Origin of the sequence: Massilia mucilaginosa, assembly GCF_011682145.1 — a bacterium.
GTDB lineage: Bacteria > Pseudomonadota > Gammaproteobacteria > Burkholderiales > Burkholderiaceae_D > Telluria_A > Telluria_A mucilaginosa.
Genome location: NZ_WHJH01000005.1, coordinates 137,998 through 156,891, shown reverse-complemented (window position 1 = coordinate 156,891; position 18,894 = coordinate 137,998). Strand labels below are relative to the sequence as shown.

19 protein-coding genes are annotated in these 18,894 nt (G+C 63.9%); 10 read left to right on the top strand and 9 right to left on the bottom strand.

What is annotated here, in order from left to right:
* The first annotated feature begins 20 nt into the window (after positions 1-20).
* Positions 21-857: a bifunctional hydroxymethylpyrimidine kinase/phosphomethylpyrimidine kinase gene (gene thiD, locus F2P45_RS07080; protein WP_166871985.1), complete on the top strand. Its 837-nt coding sequence runs from the start codon at positions 21-23 to the stop codon at positions 855-857.
* Entirely contained in the window at positions 854-2,143 is a 1,290-nt protein-coding gene (gene hemL, locus F2P45_RS07075) for a glutamate-1-semialdehyde 2,1-aminomutase (RefSeq protein WP_166871982.1), read from the top strand. The genes thiD and hemL overlap by 4 nt, the downstream gene beginning before the upstream one ends.
* 92 nt (positions 2,144-2,235) lie before the next feature.
* On the opposite strand, the gene corA is transcribed toward hemL, so the two are convergent.
* From corA to mpl, 9 genes are all read right to left on the bottom strand, one after another.
* On the bottom strand, positions 2,236-3,201 hold the full coding sequence (gene corA, locus F2P45_RS07070; RefSeq protein ID WP_166871979.1) for a magnesium/cobalt transporter CorA: 966 nt from the start codon (positions 3,199-3,201) through the stop codon (positions 2,236-2,238).
* 81 nt (positions 3,202-3,282) lie between these two features.
* Entirely contained in the window at positions 3,283-3,705 is a 423-nt protein-coding gene (locus tag F2P45_RS07065) for a DUF4124 domain-containing protein (RefSeq protein WP_166871976.1), read from the bottom strand.
* 20 nt (positions 3,706-3,725) lie between these two features.
* Positions 3,726-4,448 carry a monofunctional biosynthetic peptidoglycan transglycosylase gene (mtgA, locus tag F2P45_RS07060; protein ID WP_166871973.1) on the bottom strand — a complete coding sequence of 241 codons (723 nt, stop codon included), beginning with the start codon at positions 4,446-4,448 and terminating at the stop codon, positions 3,726-3,728.
* Positions 4,445-5,272, bottom strand: coding sequence for a shikimate dehydrogenase (aroE, locus tag F2P45_RS07055; RefSeq protein WP_166871970.1), 828 nt, complete (start codon positions 5,270-5,272; stop codon positions 4,445-4,447). Before aroE ends, mtgA begins: the two co-directional genes overlap by 4 nt.
* The gene (locus tag F2P45_RS07050; protein ID WP_166871967.1) at positions 5,269-6,153 is read right to left on the bottom strand and encodes an energy transducer TonB; all 885 of its coding nucleotides are present in this window, start codon (positions 6,151-6,153) and stop codon (positions 5,269-5,271) included. Before F2P45_RS07050 ends, aroE begins: the two co-directional genes overlap by 4 nt.
* A gap of 78 nt (positions 6,154-6,231) precedes the next feature.
* On the bottom strand, positions 6,232-8,286 hold the full coding sequence (locus F2P45_RS07045) for a ribonuclease catalytic domain-containing protein (RefSeq protein WP_166871964.1): 2,055 nt from the start codon (positions 8,284-8,286) through the stop codon (positions 6,232-6,234).
* Between the two features lie 30 nt (positions 8,287-8,316).
* Complete coding sequence (locus F2P45_RS07040; RefSeq protein ID WP_166871961.1) at positions 8,317-8,910, bottom strand: chorismate--pyruvate lyase family protein; 594 nt, start codon at positions 8,908-8,910, stop codon at positions 8,317-8,319.
* On the bottom strand, positions 8,907-9,494 hold the full coding sequence (locus F2P45_RS07035) for a YqiA/YcfP family alpha/beta fold hydrolase (RefSeq protein WP_166871959.1): 588 nt from the start codon (positions 9,492-9,494) through the stop codon (positions 8,907-8,909). The genes F2P45_RS07040 and F2P45_RS07035 overlap by 4 nt, the downstream gene beginning before the upstream one ends.
* The gene (gene mpl, locus F2P45_RS07030) at positions 9,491-10,834 is read right to left on the bottom strand and encodes a UDP-N-acetylmuramate:L-alanyl-gamma-D-glutamyl-meso-diaminopimelate ligase (protein ID WP_229504960.1); all 1,344 of its coding nucleotides are present in this window, start codon (positions 10,832-10,834) and stop codon (positions 9,491-9,493) included. Before mpl ends, F2P45_RS07035 begins: the two co-directional genes overlap by 4 nt.
* A gap of 239 nt (positions 10,835-11,073) precedes the next feature.
* On the opposite strand from mpl, the gene F2P45_RS07025 reads away from it, so the two are divergent.
* The 8 genes from F2P45_RS07025 to F2P45_RS06990 all read left to right on the top strand — a co-directional run bounded on the left by F2P45_RS07025 (position 11,074) and on the right by F2P45_RS06990 (position 18,874).
* A complete protein-coding gene (locus tag F2P45_RS07025; protein ID WP_166871953.1) occupies positions 11,074-11,718 on the top strand; it encodes a hypothetical protein in 645 nt (214 codons plus the stop codon).
* Positions 11,715-12,284: a TlpA family protein disulfide reductase gene (locus tag F2P45_RS07020; protein ID WP_166871950.1), complete on the top strand. Its 570-nt coding sequence runs from the start codon at positions 11,715-11,717 to the stop codon at positions 12,282-12,284. Before F2P45_RS07025 ends, F2P45_RS07020 begins: the two co-directional genes overlap by 4 nt.
* A 137-nt stretch (positions 12,285-12,421) precedes the next feature.
* The gene (aroQ, locus tag F2P45_RS07015) at positions 12,422-12,859 is read left to right on the top strand and encodes a type II 3-dehydroquinate dehydratase (protein WP_166871947.1); all 438 of its coding nucleotides are present in this window, start codon (positions 12,422-12,424) and stop codon (positions 12,857-12,859) included.
* Positions 12,860-12,952: 93 nt separating this feature from the next.
* Positions 12,953-13,411 (top strand): acetyl-CoA carboxylase biotin carboxyl carrier protein, encoded by a 459-nt coding sequence (gene accB, locus F2P45_RS07010; protein ID WP_166871944.1) that lies wholly within the window; start codon positions 12,953-12,955, stop codon positions 13,409-13,411.
* Positions 13,412-13,420: 9 nt separating this feature from the next.
* Positions 13,421-14,821, top strand: coding sequence for an acetyl-CoA carboxylase biotin carboxylase subunit (gene accC, locus F2P45_RS07005; protein ID WP_166871941.1), 1,401 nt, complete (start codon positions 13,421-13,423; stop codon positions 14,819-14,821).
* On the top strand, positions 14,818-15,765 hold the full coding sequence (gene prmA / locus F2P45_RS07000; RefSeq protein ID WP_166871938.1) for a 50S ribosomal protein L11 methyltransferase: 948 nt from the start codon (positions 14,818-14,820) through the stop codon (positions 15,763-15,765). The genes accC and prmA overlap by 4 nt, the downstream gene beginning before the upstream one ends.
* A gap of 4 nt (positions 15,766-15,769) precedes the next feature.
* The gene (locus tag F2P45_RS06995) at positions 15,770-17,926 is read left to right on the top strand and encodes a DUF3426 domain-containing protein (protein WP_166871935.1); all 2,157 of its coding nucleotides are present in this window, start codon (positions 15,770-15,772) and stop codon (positions 17,924-17,926) included.
* A gap of 9 nt (positions 17,927-17,935) precedes the next feature.
* The gene (locus F2P45_RS06990; protein ID WP_166871931.1) at positions 17,936-18,874 is read left to right on the top strand and encodes a carbohydrate kinase family protein; all 939 of its coding nucleotides are present in this window, start codon (positions 17,936-17,938) and stop codon (positions 18,872-18,874) included.
* Positions 18,875-18,894 lie beyond the last annotated feature (20 nt).

Sequence of the window (18,894 nt, the reverse complement as noted above, 5' to 3'; positions counted from 1 at the left end):
GGCATCTTAATCTACCGGCCGTGCAAATCCAAACTTCTCCTCTGATCTTAACGTTCGGCGTGTCCGACCCCATAGGCGCTATCGGCATCCAGGCCGACCTGGCGTGTTTTTCGGCCCTCGGCTGCCACGGCCTGTCGGTCATGACCGGCATTCTCATTTCCGACACCGCGCGGGTCGAAGACGTGCAGGAGGTCGACGCCGACTGGGTCTGCGACCAGGCCCGCGTGGTGCTCGAAGACATGCCGGTGGCCGCCTTCAAGGTGGGCGCGCTGACCAGCATCGAGCAAGCCTCGGCGATTGCCGAAATCGTCTCCGACTACCCTGACGTGCCGCTGATCCTCGACCCGTTTTTATCGAGCCTGCCCGATTCGGGTCTGGCCGACGACGACATGCTCGGCGCGATCCGCCAGATCCTGGTGCCGCAGGCGACCGTGCTGCTGCTCACGCAGGTGGAACTGGCGCGCATGGCCGAGACCTGGCGCGACGGCGGCGGCGACATGCTCAAGGAAGACGTGCTTGAACTGACCGGCATGGGCTGCCAGTATGTGCTGGTCAAGTGCACCGGCACCAGCGGCACGGGCGCCGGCGCGCAGCTGGCCAACACCCTGTTCGACGAGAACGGCGTGATCGGCACCTTCAACTGGCAGCATTTTCCCGGCCCGTTCGTCGGCGCCGGCAGCACCTTGTCGGGCGCGCTGGCCGCGCTGATGGCGCGCCAGTTCGAGCCGATCGACGCCATCCAGGCGGCCCAGGAATTCACCGTCGGCGCGCTGGCCAATGCGCAGCGCTTCGGCATGGGCAAGCTGGTGCCCAACAAATTTTTCGCACACCCCATTTCCTTATCGAGCAAGCCATGAACCAAGACTCCCTGAATAACACGCTGTTCGCGCGCGCCCAGAAAACCACCCCCGGCGGCGTCAATTCGCCGGTGCGCGCCTTCAAATCGGTGGGCGGCACGCCGCGCTTCATCACCCGCGCCGAAGGCCCCTACTTCTGGGACGCCGACGGCAAGCGCTATATCGACTACATCGGCTCGTGGGGGCCGGCCATCGTCGGCCACGCCCACCCGGAGGTGGTCAAAGCGGTGCAGGACGCGGCCGCGCGCGGCCTCTCGTTCGGCGCCCCGACCGAAGGCGAAATCCTGATGGCCGAGGAAATCTGCCGCCTGGTGCCGTCGATCGAGCAGGTGCGGCTGGTATCGTCCGGCACCGAAGCGACCATGAGCGCGCTGCGCCTGGCGCGCGGCGCCACCGGGCGCGACAAGATCGTCAAGTTCGAAGGCTGCTACCACGGCCACGCCGACTCGCTGCTGGTCAAGGCCGGCAGCGGCTTGCTGACTTTCGGTAACCCGACCTCGGCCGGCGTGCCGGAAGACTTCGTGAAGCACACCCTGGTGCTCGACTATAACAATGTGGCCCAGCTCGAAGACGCGTTCGCCTCGATGGGCGACACCATCGCCTGCGTGATCGTGGAACCGGTAGCCGGCAACATGAACCTGATCAAGGCCACGCCGGAATTCCTGCGCGCCATGCGCGAGCTGTGCACCAAGCACGGCGCGATCCTGATTTTCGACGAAGTCATGTGCGGTTTCCGCGTTGGGCTGGGCGGCGCGCAGGCGCTGTACGACATCGTGCCGGACCTGACCGCGCTGGGCAAGGTCATCGGCGGCGGGATGCCGGTGGCGGCTTTCGGCGGGCGCTCGGAACTGATGCAGAACATGGCGCCGATCGGGGCGGTGTACCAGGCCGGGACCCTGTCGGGCAATCCGGTGGCGGTGGCGGCCGGCATGACCACCTTGAAGCTGATCCAGCAGCCGGGTTTCTACGAGAAGCTGACGGCGCAGACCGCAAAACTGGCGGCCGGGCTGGCGCAAGCGGCCAAAGAAGCGGGCGTGACCTTCTGCGCCGATTCGGTGGGCGGCATGTTCGGGATCTATTTCAGCGAAGAAGTGCCGGGCAGCTATGCCGAGATGATGGCGGGCGACAAGACGCGCTTCAATGCCTTTTTCCACGCGATGCTGGACGAAGGCGTGTACTTTGCGCCGGCCGCGTTCGAGGCGGGGTTTGTGTCGGCGCAGCACGATGACGCGGTGATCGAAGAAACCATCGCGGCGGCGCGCCGGGTGTTTGCCAAGCTGGCTTGACTGTACGTTTTCAAGCCACCGAGCGCATTTCCGTCATTCCCGCGCAGGCGGGAATGACGGTGCAAAGCTCTGGGGGGGCGCGCGTACCCGACTTACCTCAACCAGCCCCTGCGCAAGAACACCAGCACCGGCGTAATCATCGAGGCCACCATCAGGCTCAAGGCCAGCGGATAGCCGAACTGCCATTCCAGCTCAGGGAAAAACTTGAAGTTCATGCCGTAAATACTGGCAATCAAAGTCGGCGGCAAGAACGCCACCGAGGCCACCGAGAAGATCTTGATGATCTTGTTCTGGTTAATGTTGATGAAACCGACCGTGGCGTCCATCAGGAAGTTGATCTTGTCGAACAGGAAGGAAGTGTGGCCGTCCAGCGATTCGATGTCGCGCAGGATCTGGCGCGCTTCTTCGAATTGCTCGGCGTTGAGCAGCCGCCCGCGCATCAGGAAACTGACGGCGCGCCGTGTATCCATCATGTTGCGCCGGATGCGGCCATTCAAGTCTTCCTCGCGCGCAATCGCGTTCAGGGCGTCGGCCGCGTCTTTATCGGTGAATTCTTTCTGCAGCACCAGCCCGCTGACTTCTTCCAGGTGCTGGTAAATACCTTCCAGCGCATCGGCCGAGTACTCGGCGTCGGTGGCGTACAGGTCGAGCAGCACGTCCATGTAATCGGCAATCGAGCCCGGCCGCGAGCGCGCGCGCATGCGCACCAGGCGGAACACCGGCAAGTCGTCGGTGTGCACCGAAAACAGCATCTTGCGCGCGAGAATGAAGGCGACCGTGACCACGCGCGAAGGGCCGTCGTCTTCTTCCAGCAGGAAGTCGGTGCGCAGATGCAGGTCGCCGTTTTCGGCTTCGTAATAGCGGGCCGACGCTTCGATATCCTTGACTTCGTCTTCGCCCGGCAAGATCACGCCGTAGATGGTCTTGACCCAGGCCCGCTCGTCGTCGTTCGGATCGGTCAGGTCGACCCACACCGGCGCCACGTTTTCGAGATCCGCCCGCGACTCGATCGGTACCTGATTGAGTCGGCCATTTTGTAGGACAAATACGTTGATCATGCGCTTTCTCGGCCGGATTCAAAACAGCGCAAGTGTACCCGTTAGGCCTGAGGCCGACCACCCCGAAACACTTAAATCGCCTCAGCGCAGCTGTTTTTCGATCATTTTGTCGAGCATCGGGTTCGAGCCCGCCGGCGCCTGCTCGAGCGGCGGCTTTTTAGGCGCTTCGATGCCCTTGGTGTCGTGAATCTGGATCACCTTGCTGGTGCGGTTGTCAGGCGTGCAATCGGTGTTGGAAATGACCGTCTTGCCGTTGATGACGCACTTGCGCATCTGGCCGTCGCCCTTGCCGGACGCCTCGCCGACGGCTTGCTTGGCCGAGTCGATCACCTTGCCGGCCCCACTGGCGGTGACGGTCTTGCCGAGTTTGGCAGCGCCCTCGGCGAACAGATTGCGCTCGTAGCGCATGGAAAACAAGGCGGCCATGGCGAGTGCCGCCAGGGCAACCGAGCCGGTGGCGACCCAGAACAGCGAGATGGCGCCATGTTGGTGACGATAGAGCATGGAAATATTCCAGTAAAGAATCAGGGCAAGTCTGCCGAACTCATACGATTGACGATGAGGGTGGTGCGGCGCGCCAGGTAGCTCGAGCTGCGGTTGCGGTCGTAATAGCGGGGATTGGGCAGCATCACGGCCAGCTTGGCGGCCTGCGCCACGCCCAGGTTGGCTGCGGTGGTGCGGTAGTAATAGCGCGCGGCCGCCTCGGCGCCGAAGATGCCGCGCCCGAATTCAGCCACGTTCAGGTAGATTTCCAGGATGCGCTGCTTGCTCATGACCGTTTCGAGCATGAAGGCGATGATCATTTCCTGGCCCTTGCGCAAGTAGCTGCGCGAGCCGGTCAGGAACAGGTTCTTGGCCAGCTGCTGGGTGATGGTGGAGCCGCCGCCGACCACCTTGTGGCGCCGGTTGTTGCGTTCATAGGCTTTTTGCAGCGCTTCCCAGTCGACCCCGTCATGCTCGGAAAAATTGGCGTCTTCCGAGGCGATCACGGCCCGTTTCAGGTTCTCCGAGATGCGCTCGTACGGCACCCACTGGTGCTGCAGCACGGCCTTGGGTTTCTTTTCGCGCATCAGGGCCAGCTGGTCGTCCATCATGTTCGTGCTCGATGGATTGACCTGGGAATACCAGCACACCATGAGGAAGAAATACAGCTGGACCACGATGAAGATCAGCAAGGGGCCGAGCAACAGCCACTTGATCCAGCGCTTGCGTGCGCCACCCTTGGCGGGCTTGGCGGCCTTGCTCATATTGCCAGGCGCAGGCGGTCCAGGAGGGCCGCGGTCTCGGGACGCGCGCCGCGCCACAGCAAGAAGGCTTCGGCGGCTTGCTCGACCAGCATGCCGAGGCCGTCGCGCGCCTGCGCGCCCTGGGCGGCGGCGAACAGCATGAAGCGGGTCGGGGCCTTGCCGTACATCATGTCGAGCGCCAGGGTGCCGCGACCGAAAGCGCCGGCCGGCACTGGCGGCATGGCATCAAGCAGGCTGGCCGAGGTGGCGTTGATGACCACGTCGTACGGGCCGGCAATGTCCTCGAAGGCGCAGGCGGCCAGGCGCTGGTCCTGCGCCAGCTGGGAGGCGAAGCGCTCGACCAGGGTGTCGGCCGTGGCCAGAGTGCGGTTGGCGATCGTCAGTTCGGCCGGCAAGGCGGCCAGCAGCGGCACCACGGCGCCGCGCGCGGCCCCGCCGGCGCCCAGCAGCAGCACGCGCTTGCCTTCGAGGTCGATGGCGGCGTTGCGGGTGATGTCACCCACCAGCCCGGCACCGTCGGTATTGTCGCCGATGATGCCGCCGCTGCTGTTAAATACCAGGGTATTGACGGCGCCGGCCGCGCGCGCGCGTTCGGTCAGACGGTCGACCAGGTCGGCGGCCTGGAGTTTGAAGGGCACGGTGACGTTGGCGCCCTTGTAGCCGGCGGCCACCAGGGCGCGCACGGTCGCTTCGAAGGCATCGAGCGGCGCCAGGCAGCGTTCGTACACCATCTCTTGCCCGGTCTGCCGGGCAAAGGCGGCGTGGATCTCGGGCGACTTGCTGTGGGCAATCGGATTCCCGATGACGCAGTAACGCTCGCTCATTTGGTCTGGCCGCGCAGCTCGGCTTCGAGCTTGTCTTCACGCGTGAACTTGAAGCTCGTGATCATGATCCACAAGTCGTCCTTGTCGCTGGAACGCATGTTTTTCGGGAACTGGGTGAACGGCGCGGCGCGCCGCACGATGGCCAGCGCCGCCTTGTCGAGCGCGGGATTACCCGAACTCTTTTCGATGCGCACGCCGCCTTCTTTGGTGTAAATGGTGCCGTCCTGGAAGATCGGGATGTACACGATCAGCTCGCCGTAAAGCTTCTTGCCGTCTTTCTGCGGAAAGTTCAGCGTACCGATGTCTTCGATCTTCTTCTGCGTCGTTTTGTAGTAAACGGCGTAACCGACTTCCTGCGTGCTCGGCGTGAAGAAGGTCTTGCGCGGACGCTTGTTCTGGTCTTCGATACGCTGGGCAATCTCGGCCTTCTGGCGCGCGAGCGGCTTGGTGCTCTCGATCAGGTCGTTGCCGTCTTGCTCGGGATCGGGCGTTTCCTTGTCCGTCACCGGGGCCGCATGCACATTCGAATCGTTGGCCTTGGTCAGCAGGTTTTTCTGCATCTGCTCCAGTTCGGTAATGCGGCGCAAGGTCGATTTGACGCTTTCGCCGGTCTCGTCCTTGCGCATGTCGGGCAGGGGCGAGGCGGCGCGGCCGGCGTCGGCGTTGCCGCCGCCATCGAGGTTGGCCTGGGCCAGCGCGTCCGCCTTCAGCGGTTTGCTGGCGTGCTTGGCGTTGACCAGGATGACTTCGAGGCCGGGATCGGTCGGGGTCAGGTTGAACGCCTCGGGCGCGACGAAACGGACCGCCAGCAGGGCCGCGTGCACCGCGACCGAAACGGCCACGGCAATGGACAGGGAGCTTATATTTTGCAAGTGCTTCACACGATACCGGGAAGAATCTGTTGAATCAGGGAACGGCCATTCTACATTCTAATGGCCGCCGTGGCGATGCTGGCAACGTTAGCCGGCCGCCGGCTCGCTGGTCACCACCGTGACCGAACCCTCGGCTTCCACTGCCTCGGTCGCTTCGCCAGTGTCGGCCGGGGCCGCGCTGTCCGCCGCCGTCTCTTCTTCCTCGTAATCGAGGTCGGCATCGGCAGCGATCTCGGTGCTGGAAGGCAGTTCGAGCAGGCGTGCTTCGATCGTCAAATCGAGCTCGTCCCAACGCAGGATGTCGAGTTTGACCTGCGCTCCGCGCGCCACCTGCGGCATGCCGGGCAGGCGAATGATCAGCGGAATGTCGGTCAGACGCAACACTTCATCCTTGAGCACCACCGCTTCGACCTGGCGCCGCTCCTGCTGGCCGAGCCAGCGCAGGCACCAGTAGCGCTCCATGTTCTGCTGGTGGTCGTTGTAGGCGCCATACGCCGCGTCGAAGGCCGAGACGATCGCGAACAGGTTGGCGTCGCGCGGCTTGAACGGGGCCACCAGCGGGGCCGTCACGCCATGCTCGGCGCAGGCCAGGATCTGCCACTGGTTGACCAGGTCGGTATACCGGCGCAGCGGCGAGGTGCTCCATGCGTACTGGTCCACCCCGAGGCCCTGGTGCGGCGCGGCATGGGTGACCATGCGCACCTGCATCTTGGCGGCCCAGCCGGCGCCGCTGCCGGCGCCTTGCGAACGGTAAATACCCGGCACGCCCGAGTCGTGCATCAGCTTGCCCCAGGTGCTATTCGCGAAAATCATCAGCTCGGCCACGATCTTGTCGAGCGGCGCGCCACGCTTGCGGCGCAGCACCGTCACGACGTCGTCTTCGACGTAGAAATTGAAATCGACCCGGTTGTTCTGCTCGGGTTTGAGCCCGAAACCTTCGCGCTTGACCATGCGCGCCGCTTCCAGGGTGAGCGCCCACTGCCACAGCACGGCCATCTCGGCCTTGTGCGGATACTCGCCGCTGCCCGCCGCCAGCGCTTCTTCGCTGACCACATCGTCCAGGTCGTTGTTGCGCAGGTTGCTCTTGATCGGCACCAGTTCGGCGCGGGTGACGGTCGACTTCACGCTCCAGTCGGCCGGATCGATGGTGGCGTACAGCGACACCGCCGGACAGGTCTTGCCTTCGGCCAGGGTGAAAGCGGCGACCAGTTCGTCCGGCAGCATGGTGATTTTGTCGCCCGGCATGTAGACGGTGGACATGCGCGTGCGCGCCATTTTGTCGATGGCGTCGTCCGGGCGGATGCCCAGGCCCGGCGCGGCGATGTGGATGCCGACCTGCACCATGCCGTCGGCCAGGGTGACGACCGAGAAGGCATCGTCGATCTCGGTGGTGGTGACGTCATCGATCGAGAACGCGGCCACGTTGGCGAGCGGCAGATTGGTCGGCACGCTTGGCACCGTGACGGCCGGGAAACCGGCGCCGCGCGGGAAATTCTCGAACAGGAAGCGCGCCATGTGCAGCTCTTTGGGCGAACCGATGCCGCCGGCGGCCAGCATCAGGCGCTGCGGCGTGGTGTGCAGTTCGTTGCAGGCGGCGTCCAGCGCCTTGAATTCGATGCTGTTCTTGTCCGGCTTGAACAACAGTTGCTGCACCAGCGGCCGCATCGATTCCGGCAACTTGCTGGCCTTGAGTTCGTCCACATAGCCGGCCTGGATCAGGCCCTGCTGTTTCTTTTTCTCGATGCCGGCCTGGGCCGCGCGCAAGGATGCTTCAGGGGCCGCCTTGTAGCGTCCACGTCCCTTCTTGTAGAAGTAGATCGGCGCGCCATGCAGCGCCAGGATCAGTCCGGCCGCTTCGGACGGCAGCGGGGTGTGGCCGAAATACTCGGCGCCGAGCTCGGCGAAACCGAATTCGTCCTGGCCGGCGACTTCCCACAGGAACTCGAAATCGACGTCGCCGGCAACCGCCTTGGCCGCTTCCAGCAGGTCGGCGGCGGACGGCTTTTCGTACTGCAACAGTACGTCCTTGACCTTGACCTTCGTGCGCTTGCCGCTTGGCATTTCGACCTGATAGGCCTCGCCCGCTTGCGACAATACGGTGCCGACCTTGAAATCGCCGGATTCTTCAAAAAATAGATTCATGTGAATGCTTTGTCTTTGCTTTGATATTTTTTACTTGGTATTGTTCTTTGGCGCGGGGGTCAGGTCGCGCCTGGCAAGTGCCAGGACCGGGGGCAGAAACACCTCGGTCACGAGCAAGATGCCCCGGTGGCGGCGATACAGGCAGCGCCGCGCATATAAAACAGTGTCGGCGTCCATGCCGAGCGCCGCCCGGGCCCGTTCCATCAATGGATGACCGGCGCGGATGCGCGCAAATTCCAGTTCCCCGCGCAGCACTTGCGGATCGTAAAACAGGGTACTCCCCAGCGAGCGTTCGCCCAGCCCGCCGAACAGCGGCCAGTCGCTGGCGCTGGCCGAGAGCGGCACCATCGTGTGCGCAAACACCACCGGCCTTTCGTCGCAGCGCAGCAACACTTCACGCTCCAGCACCTGGACCGTGCGCGGCAAACCCAGCGCGGCGGCTTCGTCCGCCAGGCACGGCGCGCGCCGCTGGTGCAGGCGCTGCACGCGGAAGGCCTTGCTGTGCGCGACCAGGCGCGCCGTCAGCGAGCCGCCGCTGGTGAGCCAGGCGCGCAGCGCCAGCGGCGCGTTGACCCGGTTCACATGCGCATGCCACGACGCCTGGCGCAGCGAAGCGCCCCTCACCGCACCCGGTCCGCGGCGCCGTCCAGGCAAAACCCCAGGACGTCGTCCACGTACTGCCCGAATTCGGCGATGGCGTGGTCGCTGCCCTCGATCACATGCTGGCGCGCGCCGGCGTAATGGGCCGTCATGTCGCGGTAGTCGAGCACTTCGTCGCCGGTCGCAGCCAGCAGGAAATAGCGCTCCGGACGGGTGATGGCGGGCACGGCCAGCGCGCCCAGTTCATCGATGTACGCGCGCTTGAATTCAAAAACTTTGTCGGAATGATACTCGGTCGTGACGCCGACATGCTTGTCGAGGTCTTTCAGGGGGTACACCGCCGGGTTGAGCAGCGCCGCGCGGCAGCCGATCCGCTCGGCCAGCCAGGTGGCGTAATAGCCGCCCAGCGAGGAGCCGATGATCGCCAGCTCGGCCGCATCGTAGCGTTCGACCAGGGTCAGCGCCAGATCCATCGCCTCTTTCGGCGAGGCCGGCAGTTGCGGGCAGATCAGCTCGGACGCGCGCCCCAGCGCCGCCATCTTCTCGCCCACCACGCGCGCCTTGTAGGAGCGCGGCGAGGAGCGGAAACCGTGCAGGTAAAGAATCATTGGGCCAGCGCCTCAAGCAGTTTCTGGTGCACGCCGCCGAAGCCGCCGTTGCTCATGACCAGGATATGGTCGCCCGGCTCGGCCGCGTCGGCCACCGCCTTGACCAGGAAATCCAGATGGTCGAAGCTGTGCGCGATGGCGCCCAGCGGACACAGGGCGTCGGCCAGGCTCCAGCCCAGCGCCTGCTGGCTGCCGAAGCCGAACACCAGGTCGGCTTCGCGCAGGCTGCCAGGCAAGGCGTCTTTCATCGAGCCGAGTTTCATGGTGTTCGAACGCGGTTCCAGCACGGCCAGGATGCGGCCCTGAGCCTTGTCGCCGCTGCCGATCTTTTGCCGCAGGCCGTTGACGGTGGTGGCGATCGCGGTCGGATGATGGGCAAAATCGTCGTACACGGTAATGTTGCGCACCACGCCGCGCACTTCCATGCGCCGCTTGACGCTCTCGAAGCGGGCCAGCGATTCGGCCGCCTGCGCCACCGGCACGCCCACGTGGCGCGCCGCGGCAATCGCCGCCAGCGCGTTCAGGCGGTTGTGCTTGCCGGTCAGGCCCCAGGCCACGGTGCCCACGACCGCGCCCTTGAAGACGACATCGAAGTTACCGCCGGCATGTTCCGCCATGCTCCAGTCAGCGCCGTCGCTGGCGCCGAACATTTCCTTCTCGCTCCAGCAGCCGCGCTTGAGCACGCGGCCCAGCGACGCTTCGTCGCCGTTCACGATCAGGCGGCCAACGCCGGGCACGGTGCGCACCAGATGGTGGAATTGGGTCTCGATGGCGCCGATATCGGGGAAGATGTCTGCATGATCGTATTCGAGGTTGTTCATCACGGCGGTTTTGGCGTGGTAATGCACGAACTTGCTGCGCTTGTCGAAAAACGCGGTGTCGTACTCGTCCGCTTCGATCACGAAGTAGCCGGACGGCGCGCTGCCCGCCAGGCGCGCCGAAATGCCGAAGTTCATCGGCACGCCGCCGATCAGGAAGCCCGGCGAATAGCCCGCGTCTTCCAGGATCCAGGCCAGCATGGCCGAGGTGGTGGTCTTGCCGTGCGTACCGGCCACGGCCAGCACCCATTTATCGTGCAGGATGTGTTCGCCGATCCATTGAGGACCCGACATGTACGGCAGGCTGCGGTTCAGGATTTCCTCGACCAGCGGATTGCCGCGCGCCACCACATTGCCGATCACATACAGGTCGGGATTGAGCTTGATCTGGTCCGGGCTGAAGCCCTGGATCAGTTCGATGCCCTGGGCTTCGAGCTGGGTGCTCATCGGCGGATAGACGTTGGCGTCGCAGCCGGTGACCTTGTGGCCGGCTTCTTTCGCCAGGACCGCGAGGCCGCCCATGAAGGTGCCGCAAATGCCGAGGATGTGAATATGCATGGTGTCGTGGCCAAATGAGTGAATACGCGATTTTACCCGACCCACTGGGATGGCTCGAAAAACCGTAGCGAGCGGTGCATGGTTGGCCCGAGAAGCGCAGCCGTACGAAGGTACGGTGAGCATCGCCGGACCAACCAGGCGCCGCGCAGTAGGTTTTTCGAGCTATCCCATGACTTTTTCCGTTCCAGAGTATTATCTCGCTCATGATGCCTACCCCGATTGACGATCTCTCCCTGCTGCGCGCGGAAATCGCCGCCGTCGCCGCGCGCATGATTGCCCAGGACGGCGCCGACTATGCCAGCGCCAAGCGCAAGGCCGCGCTGCAGGTGCTCGGCGAGCGCGCCGACGCCGCCAACCTGCTGCCCGATAACGTGCAGATCGAAACCGCCGTGCGCGATTACCAGGCGCTGTTCCTGGCCGACACCCAGCCGGCGCGCCTGCTCGCGCTGCGCACGGCGGCCCTGCAAGTGATGGATGCGCTGGCCGAATTTTCGCCCTACATCACCGGCGCGGTGCTCAATGGCACCGCCGGCGCGCACGACGACATCGAGCTGCAACTGTTCGCCGACAGCGCCAAGGAAGTGCAGATCTACCTTCTGAACCGCAACGTCACGATCGACATTTCCGAAACGCCGCACTTCAAGGGCGCGCGCTTCGACCCGGTCGAAACGGTCAGCTTCTTGTGGCATGGCGAAGGCGTGCACGCCGAACTGTATGAAAAGCACGACCTGCGCGGCGCCCTCAAGCCACGCGCCGACGGCCGCCCCCAGCGCGCCGACGCCGCCGCCCTGCGCAGCATGATGACCACTTCCGAAACGACAGCGACTTCCCCCCAGGACCCGACATGAACAAGCAAACGATCTTCACCTTCGCCGGTATCGCCGTGCTGGCCGGCGCGCTGGGCGCCTGGTTTGGCATGCACAACAAACAGGACCCGGTGGTGGCCTCCACCACCCCGCCTGCCGTGCAGCCGGGCGGCGCTGGCGCGACCCCGGTCGAGGCGCTGTTTGCCGAAACCCTGAACAACCCGGCCGGCACGCCGCAGGCGCTGGCCCAGTGGAAGGGCAAGGCGCTCGTGGTCAATTTCTGGGCGCCCTGGTGCCCGCCGTGCGTGGAAGAAATGCCGGAGCTGGCCGAGGTGGCCAGGGAAAACAGCGCCAAAAACATCAACATCATCGGCATCGGCATCGATTCGCCGTCCAACATCGCCGAATTTACCGGCAAATTCAATATCAGCTACCCGATTTACGTGGCCGGCATCAGCGGCACCGAACTCTCGCGCAAGCTGGGCAACAGCGCCGGCGGCCTGCCCTACACCGTGCTGATCGGCGCCGACGGCCAGGTCAAGAAAACCTATCTGGGACGCATCAAGTTCGACGAGCTCAAGGCCGACCTGGCCGCACTCAAGTCCTGAGGCACAAACCCTTGGCGCAACCGTGCTTTACGGTACGGAATGCACCAGTCAGTAACTTTTAGCAATTTTTTTCGCTTGCCAATGCCCGCAGTTGGCGGCAAAATGCGGGACTTTCGCGCAATAACGACCCTTCAACCATGGCAAAAAAGCTCCTTCTGCTCAACGGCCCCAACCTGAATCTGCTGGGGACACGGGAGCCTGAGGTGTACGGCAAGGCAACATTAGCCGACATCGAGAACGCTGCGACAGCCCAGGCTGCCGCGGCGGGCGCCACGCTAACTTGCTTTCAGAGCAATCATGAAGGTGCCCTGATCGATGCCATCCATGCCGCCCGCAGCGGCGGCGTGGACGCCATTGTCATCAATCCGGGGGGGCTGACGCATACCAGCGTGGCCTTGCGCGACGCGCTGGCCGGGGTTGCGATCCCGTTCGTGGAGGTGCATATCTCCAATATCCACCAGCGTGAAGCATTCCGCCATCACTCTTTTCTGTCCGCCATTGCGCAGGGCACCATTTGCGGGCTCGGCATTGATGGATATCGCTTTGCCATCGACTTTGCGCTTAAAAAGCGTTAATCTACTGGCATCTTCAAGCATTATGCGCGGTTATGCTTATATCATGAGCACGCCGCATACTCTTAAAACACAATAAATTCCAAGGGGTTTCACATGGATTTACGAAAACTCAAGACCTTGATCGATCTCGTCGCCGAATCGGACATCGCTGAACTCGAAGTAACCGAAGGCGAGAGCAAGGTCCGCATCGTCAAGTCATCCGCAATCCCGCAGAATCAGATGGTCATGATGCAGCCGCAAGGCATGCAGCAGCACTACGCCGGCGCCCCGGCACCGGCCCCGGTCGCCGCCCCTGTGGCCGTGCCGGCCGAGCCAACCGGCCACATCGTCAAGTCGCCGATGGTCGGCACCTTCTACCGTTCGTCGGCCCCGGGCTCGGCTGCCTACGTCGACGTCGGCTCGAACATCAAGGAAGGCGAGACCCTGTGCATCATCGAAGCGATGAAGCTGCTCAACGAAATCGACTCCGACGTCTCCGGTGTCGTGACCAAGATCCTGGTCGAAAACGGCCAGCCTGTCGAGTTCGGCCAACCGCTGTTTGTGATTGGCTGATCGACCACTATGTTTGAAAAAATTCTCATTGCCAATCGTGGAGAGATCGCGCTTCGTATCCAGCGCGCCTGCCGCGAGATGGGCATCAAGACCGTGGTGGTCCACTCCGAAGCCGACAAAGACGCCAAGTACGTGAAGTTGGCCGACGAATCGGTGTGTATCGGACCGGCGCCATCGTCGCTGAGCTACCTGAACATGCCGGCGATCATCAGCGCGGCCGAAGTGACGGACGCCGAAGCGATTCACCCCGGCTACGGCTTCCTGTCCGAAAACGCCGACTTCGCCGAACGCGTCGAAAAATCCGGCTTCGTCTTCATTGGTCCGCGTTCCGACTCGATCCGCCTGATGGGCGACAAGGTCTCGGCCAAGCAAGCCATGATCCGCGCCGGCGTGCCGTGCGTGCCAGGCTCGGACGGCGCCCTGCCGGACGATCCGAAAGAAATCATCCAGACCGCGCGCCGCGTGGGCTATCCGGTGATCATCAAGGCAGCCGGCGGTGGCGGCGGACGCGGCATGCGCGTGGTCCACACCGAAGCGGCCTTGCTCAACGCCGTGGCAATGACCAAGACCGAAGCCGGCGCCGCCTTCGGCAATCCGGAAGTGTATATGGAGAAGTACCTGGAAAATCCGCGTCACGTGGAAATCCAGATCCTCGCCGATGAACACAAGAATGCCGTCTGGCTGGGCGAGCGCGACTGCTCGATGCAGCGCCGCCACCAGAAAGTGATCGAAGAAGCGCCGGCGCCGGGCATTCCGCGCAAACTGATCGAAAAGATCGGCGACCGCTGCGCCGAAGCCTGCCGCAAGATCGGCTACCGCGGCGCGGGCACCTTCGAATTCCTGTACGAGAACAACGAGTTCTACTTCATCGAGATGAACACGCGCGTGCAGGTCGAGCACCCGGTCACCGAAATGATCACCGGCATCGATATCGTGCAAGAACAGATCCGCATCGCCTGCGGCGAAAAACTGCGTTTCCGCCAGCGCGACATCATGCTCTCGGGCCACGCCGTCGAGTGCCGCATCAATGCCGAAGACCCGTTCAAGTTTACCCCGTCGCCGGGGCGCATCGTGTCCTGGCACGCGCCGGGCGGTCCTGGCATCCGCGTCGATTCGCATGCGTACGCCGGCTATTATGTGCCGCCGCATTACGATTCGATGATCGGCAAGGTCATCGCTTACGGCGCCACGCGCGAGCAAGCCATCCGCCGCATGCAAATCGCGCTGTCGGAAATGGTAGTTGAGGGTATCCTGACGAATATCCCGCTGCATCGCGAATTGATGATCGATGCGCGCTTTATCGAAGGCGGCACCAATATTCACTACCTCGAGCAGAAACTGGCCGACAAGCCGGATCTGCCGAAAGGCCCGACCAGCCCTAACAAATCGGAAACGAAGGCAGACGCATGAGTTGGACAGAAGTTGTCATTGAAATTGCACGTGAACACGCCGAAGCCTTGTCCGACGCGTTGATGGAAGCCGGCGCCCTGTCGGTCTCGGTGGAAGACGCCGACGAAGGCACCGACCAGGAAAAGCCGCTGTTCGGCGAACCTGGCATGGAACCGACCGAAGCGGCGTGGGATCACAGCCGCGTGGTGGCCCTGACCGACGTCGACGCCGACCAGGCCGCCATCGTGGCCGAAGCGGCTGCGGCCATTGGTATCGACACCACACCAACGTTTACCACGCGCGCCGTGGCCGACGAAGACTGGGTGCGTTTGACGCAATCGCAGTTCGCGCCTATTCATATCGGCAAGAACATCTGGGTCGTTCCGAGCTGGCACGAAGCGCCGGACCCGGACGCCCTGATTCTCGAACTCGATCCTGGCCTGGCCTTCGGCACCGGCAGCCATCCGACCACGCGTTTGTGCATGGAATGGCTGGAGGCGCATCCGGCCCCCGGCAAGACCGTGCTCGACTACGGTTGCGGCTCCGGCATCCTGGCCATGGTGGCCAAGAAAATGGGCGCGGGCGACGTGGCCGGTGTCGATATCGATCCGCAAGCGATCGAATCGGCGCGCGACAATGCCGCGCGCAACCAGTGCGACATCGATTACTACCTGCCGGACAGCTTCGCCACCTCGGCCAAGCCGCATCACGCCACCGGCAAGTTCAACACGGTTGTCGCCAATATTTTGTCGAGCCCATTGAAACTGATGGCGCCGATGCTGGCCGGCCGGGTTGCCCCGGGCGGTTCGCTGGTGTTGTCCGGCGTGCTGGCGCGCCAGGCTGAAGAAGTGGCCGAGGCGTATGCCCCGTTCATTACGCTCGGCGTGTGGGCTGAGCAAGATGGCTGGGTAGCACTACACGGCCAGCTTGGCAGCAACGTTCCACCTACCCCTCGCGGTCAATAAAGGCATGGCGCTCGCCACTCGATGCCCCCATTGCAGCACGACTTTCCGGGTCGCTTCCGACCAGTTGAAGTTACGTGGGGGCATAGTGCGCTGCGGCGCCTGCAATGAAATTTTCGACGGCAACGCGGCCCTGGTCGAACTCGACGCGCTGCCGCCAGTCATCTCCTCCCCTGTTGCCCCGCCTCCCGCCGCTGCGGCGATGAGTGCGCCCGTGGATAACGGCAATCCCGTGTCCACCTTGCAGATGGAAACATCGGTCGAGCCTGCTTTCGTCCCGGTGTGGCTCAGGCCGCAGCCGGCGCCGGAGCCAGTTCCCGAGCCCGAACCGCTTCCCGAGCCCGAACCGGAGCCTGTATTCGTGCCGGAACCGGTGCCTGTGCCGGAGCCGGAGCCTGTTCCTGTGCCCGAAGCCGGGCCGGCTCAAGAGCCGGAACCGGAACCGGAGCCGGAGCCCCCGCGTACGAAACCTTTCATCCCGCTCTCGATTGCGATGTTCGTCGAGCCCGAGGATATGTATGACGAGCCGTACGCGGCGCCCTACGTCGAGCCCGAACCGCAAGCGGCAGCCTGGCGCGGCAAGTCCACGACGCCATGGCCGACGATCGACATCGGCGCCCGCGACGACGCGACGCCTGGTTCGAGCCCAGCGCCCTTTCCGATCGACATGCCGATCGATGAAGAAATCGTCGCGATTGCTCCTCCGGACGATTCTTCCGAATCGGACTTCGGCGAGCTGAGCTTCAACGAGCCGCTGCTCGATCTGAACTATCCATCGGCGCCGGTACGCGATGCGAACGCGCGTATCGAGCCGGTCTTCTTCGAGCCGGAGCGCGAGGAGCCGGAGTTTGCCGAGCCGCTGTTGGTGGAACCGCGCTTTGCCGAGCCGGCCTTCGAGGAACCGCGTTTTGCCGAACCGGCTTTCACGCAAGCGCTACCTGCCGAAGCAGCGCCGGAACCGATGTTGCCCGAGCCCGCATTGGCCGAGCCAGTAGCCGTGGAGCTGTCCGCCGCCGCCGAGCCGGCGCACGACGAACTGCCGCCACTCGAACCCGCGTTCGACGAGCCGGTCCAGGTCGAACCTGCCGTTGCCGAGCCAGATCAATTCCTGCCACCGCTGGCCGAGCCTGATCCGGCCGAGCCTGACTTGGACGAACCGGTCCACATCGAGCCGGCCGCTGCCGAGCCAGCCCAGTTCCTGCCGCCGCTGGCCGAACCTGTCTTCGACGAACCTGATCCGGCCGCACCTGATCCGGCCGAGCCTGATCCGGCCAAACCGGTCCACGTCGAGCCGGCCGTTGCCGAGCCTGCCCACTTCGACGCGCCGGCGATCGAGCCAGTCTTCGACGAGCCGGCGCGCGTCGAGCCGGCCGTCACCAAGCCGGGCCGCATCGAGCCGATGCTGGTCGAGCACGCATATGACGAGCCCGGCCACACCGTGATGGTGCTGTCCTACGCCGAAGAAATCGACGACCACGCGCGCAGCGACGCCTTGCTGAACCCGAACACCGAACCGCTGGTGCGCGACCTGGAGCATGCCCCGCTGCCGCTGCTGCGCCAGTCCTCGGGCGACAAGCCGGCCAGCGTGCCGGCCGCGCCACCGCCACCAGCGCCGGCGCCAGTCATCTCCGAGCCCGAGAACGACGAGCCCGATTTCCTGCGCCGCAGCCGCGAACTGGAAGAAAAGCAAGGCTCGCGCCGCATCGCGTTGATGATCGGCTCGCTTGTACTGGCGATCCTGCTCGTGGCCCAGGGCGTCACGACCTTCCGCAACATCCTGGTGGCCAAGTTTCCGGCAGTCAAACCGGTACTGGTATCGGCCTGCGCCACGCTTGGCTGCAAGCTCGAACTGCCGGCCCAGATCGACAGCCTGAGCATCGAAACGGGCGAGCTGCAATCGCTCGGCGCCAACGCCTTTACGCTCTCGACCCTGCTGCGCAACCAGAGCGACCTGACCCAGGCCTGGCCGAACATCGAACTGGCGCTGACCGATGGCAACGACAAGACCTTGCTGCGGCGCGTCGTCGTGCCGGCCGAATACCTGCCCAAAGGCACGGTGACCGCCAAAGGCTTCACGGCGCGGTCCGAACAAGCGATCAAACTGACTTTTGAAGTAAAACAGATCAAGGCATCCGGCTACCGCATCGCCATCTTCTATCCATAAGGGACCCTCATGACCAAGACCACACTGATCTGCGGATCGCTCGCATTCGACAAGATCATGCAATACAACGGCCGTTTCGGCGAAACGCTGCTGGCCGACCAACTGCACAAGGTCAACGTCTCCTTCCTGGTACCCACCTTGCGCACCGAATACGGCGGCTGCTCGGCCAATATTGCCTACAACCTCAAGATGCTGGGCGGCGAGCCGCTGATCATGGCCGCGATCGGCCAGGATGGCGGCGAGTACATGGAGCGCTTCGACAAGCTCGGCATCGAGACGCGCGGGATCCGCAAGATCACCCACTCGTACACCGCGCAATGCTTCGTTACGGCAGACCTGGACAACAACCAGATCAATGCCTTCCACCCGGGCGCGATGGAATTCGCGCATGAAAACAATGTCGGCGACCAGGGCGAGCTGCGCGTGGCGATCATCGCGCCGGACGGTCGTGGCGGCATGATCAAGCACGCGCGCGACTGTGCGGCGCTGCAAGTGCCGTTCATGTTCGATCCGGGCCAGCAATTGCCGATGTTCAGCGGCGACGAATTGATCGAATTCATCAACCAGGCGACCTACGTGGCCGCCAACGACTACGAATTCGAAATGTTGATGGACCGCACGGGCCTGACCCTGGCCGAGATTGCCGGGCGCCTGGAAGCGCTGATCATCACGCGCGGCGAAAAGGGCTCGGAAATCCACACCGGCGGCAAGCGCCACGAGATTCCCTGCGTACAAGCAGCGGCCGTGGTCGATCCGACCGGTTGCGGCGACGCCTACCGCGCCGGGCTGCTGTTCGGCATCACCAACGACCTCGACTGGCCTACCACAGGCCGCCTGGCGAGCCTGATGGGCGCAATCAAGATCGCGCACCAGGGTGGCCAGAACCACCTCGTCACGGCCGACCAGATCGCCGACAAGTTCGAAGCCGAGTTCGGCTACCGCTTCTAAGTTGCCTAACCGGGGTCAGC